The 2,376-nt window shown below is 66.5% G+C and carries 4 protein-coding genes; all 4 read right to left on the bottom strand.

Annotated elements, in window-relative coordinates:
- Positions 1-36: 36 nt before the first annotated feature.
- Positions 37-252 (bottom strand): hypothetical protein, encoded by a 216-nt coding sequence (locus AB1609_21400; protein MEW6048992.1) that lies wholly within the window; start codon positions 250-252, stop codon positions 37-39.
- Between the two features lie 30 nt (positions 253-282).
- Positions 283-699, bottom strand: a complete 417-nt coding sequence (locus AB1609_21395) for a hypothetical protein (GenBank protein MEW6048991.1) — start codon at positions 697-699, stop codon at positions 283-285.
- Positions 689-1,045 carry a hypothetical protein gene (locus AB1609_21390; GenBank protein MEW6048990.1) on the bottom strand — a complete coding sequence of 119 codons (357 nt, stop codon included), beginning with the start codon at positions 1,043-1,045 and terminating at the stop codon, positions 689-691. Before AB1609_21390 ends, AB1609_21395 begins: the two co-directional genes overlap by 11 nt.
- A partial coding sequence (locus tag AB1609_21385) for a hypothetical protein (GenBank protein MEW6048989.1) occupies positions 1,042-2,376 on the bottom strand: 1,335 nt, incomplete at its 5' end. The genes AB1609_21385 and AB1609_21390, both read right to left, overlap by 4 nt.

The raw sequence follows: 2,376 nt of genomic DNA, 5'->3' as shown, positions 1-2,376 counted from the left end.
TCAATCGGTTGCGCCGACAGTCCGGACGGCCGGGTTTCAGCAGGTGGCCGGGTCGGATTCCGCCACGCCGGCAGTCTGCATCAAGAGGGCCTGGGACTTGATGCTCAGTTCCACCTCCATCGGCCGGCCGGAACGGCGGTCCATGTAGACGGTGACCAGCACGCTGCGCAGGGCCGGATCTCCGTCCAGGATCGACCTGCGCAATTCCAATTCCCTCTCTACCGCCAGCTTGATCTCATCCACCCTAGACATGGTTGTGCCTGCAGCGCGGCCCGATGTGTGCTATGCTCTCGTCGGTTCCGATGTGGCCGATCCGGCGCGTGGCCGCGGGGTCCTCGGTGGCCCTGCCGGGCTCCGACCGGCGCGGGGCGGCGGAGGGCCGTATCTCAGGATCGCCAGCTCGGCCTCCACCAGGGTCTCCAGGTCCGGGTAGTCGACCACCATCGGGGCCGTCCGCACACGATGGTAGCCGTCGCCTCCTTTGTTGCCCCAATGCTCCCATATCTCGCGCCAGGAGAAGCCACGGCTGCGAGCGTCCGCGACCTCGGCCTCATAGTCCAAAACGAGCCAGTCGAACGCCGTGTGGACCGGATGGAAGCTGATCTCCGGTCGGGACGGGTCGTAGACCCAGAGCAGGGCCGGCCGAAAGCCCCCGAGATCGGGGTCGAGGGTTGCCTCGCGCATGATCTCAAACCTCATAGCGCCAGCCGCCCTCCGGGTACCGCTTGGCTTGGGGGTCCGACTTCACTATCTCGCACCAGCGCCTGAGGACGTCCGCGTCGGCCGGCCGCCAGATGGGCTCCACCACGAGGGTATAGCCATCGGCAGTCACTATCCTCACCTCCCCGTCATCGCCGGCCTCGACCGAGTCGACGGGGTGGCTGTGGACCCGCTCGTCGTAGCCCGTCCATGTGTACTCGACCAGCCCGCCCTCCACTTTGAGGTAGTCCACCGGCCAGGGCGGCAGCAGCTCCCGCCCGCCCTCGCGGACCGCCAAGGTGGCACCGCCCTTGAACGTCCGCTCCAACTGCTCCATCGCTTTCACTTGACCACCTCCTCGACGTCCCGTCCGTTGATCCGCGTGATCCCGTGGCTCCGGAGGAGATCGAGCACCCGATTCCTCTCCTGGGAGCTGCCGGTGTTGATCCGGATCAGGTTGTCCACCAGGCTCACGCCGTTCTTGATGATAGCCTCGTTCGAGCCGTGGCGGGCGGCTCGCTTCCACTCCTCGACGCTGACGTTTCGGCGCCTCTTCGTCGCAGGATCCGACCGCCCGTACATGTCCCCGTCGTAGGAAATCAGATCAGTCCGCAGCAGCAGTTTCGGGTCGAAGACCAAATGCTCGTGGGTGCTGTGCGAGAGTTGCTTGATCCGTGTGAAGACGTAGCTGGCCCCGCCGGTTCTCATGTCCTCCTCCGGGCTCATTCCCTCGCCCCGGAAAACCCCGATCCTGATCCGTTCCTCGGTGTTGCTCAGCCAGCCATTCCCCGCCAGGACCCTCTCCAGAAACTGCGAGACCGTTACGCCCGAGAGGGAGTGCGTCAGACCATAGTCTCGCATCTCCCGCTTCAGGTCCGCCTCGGTCATGTCGAAGCGCCTCCAGTAGGGCCTGCCCGCCGGGGAGTCCGCTTTCGCTCCGGACGACGGATTCCAGCCCGAGTCGAACTGCGGCTCGGGCCTGTAGGCCTTCAGCCTCGTGACGTCCTCGACGCCGAGCTTGGCAGCAAAGAAGTCACGCAGGACCCCAAGCTTGCCCCTGGTGGTCGGCTCCGTTTCGGCCCGCCGGAGGGCCTCCTGCCAATCCGCGTCATCCTCCAGCCTCATAGCATGCGCCTGCTTCTGCAGGTAGACCATCTCCAGATCGTCCCTCGTCGCGAGGCGAACGTCGAGCCCGAGCCGCCTGAACTGGTCGAGGGCATCGGCGATCTCGGCCGCGGTGCCGCCGTAGTTGTCCCGATAGATGGTCAGCCGGCCCATCTTCGAGTAGCGGTTGTCGTCGCCGTGCTGGATGTAGACCCCCGTCATCCCGCCGCCGAGGTCGACCGTGTAGGCGATCTGGCCATGGAGCTGCTGCCTCGCGTTGGTGGCCACGATCTCGCCCGCCTGCAGCGTCCGCTCGTACTGCCATGGCCGATCCCGCGTGGCGACCACCCCGGCCGCCGCGCCCCCGGCCGCCGGCCGCACTGGGAGCTGATACTGCGACCACTCAACCTGTCCGACCCAGGCCTGGTGGTTCGCCTTGCACCAGTCGGCCAGCTCCTGCGCGGAGCCGGCCGAGACCTCCAGGGCGCTGCGCCCCGTGATCTTCTCGACCATGGAGGCATAGTGCTTCAGCATCTCGAAGTCGGGATCGCCGGCGACCTTCTTCGAGACGGG

Source organism: Bacillota bacterium (assembly GCA_040754675.1).
Taxonomy (GTDB): Bacteria; Bacillota; Limnochordia; order Limnochordales; family Geochordaceae; genus Geochorda.
The sequence above is the reverse complement of the archived record's forward strand: the minus strand, read 5'-3'. Positions and strand labels throughout refer to the sequence as shown.

Coding starts and splice junctions, on each gene's coding strand:
- AB1609_21400 (MEW6048992.1), bottom strand. CDS start 252: ATGTCTAGGGTGGATGAGATCAAGCTGGCGGTAGAGAGGGAATTGGAA.
- AB1609_21395 (MEW6048991.1), bottom strand. CDS start 699: ATGAGGTTTGAGATCATGCGCGAGGCAACCCTCGACCCCGATCTCGGG.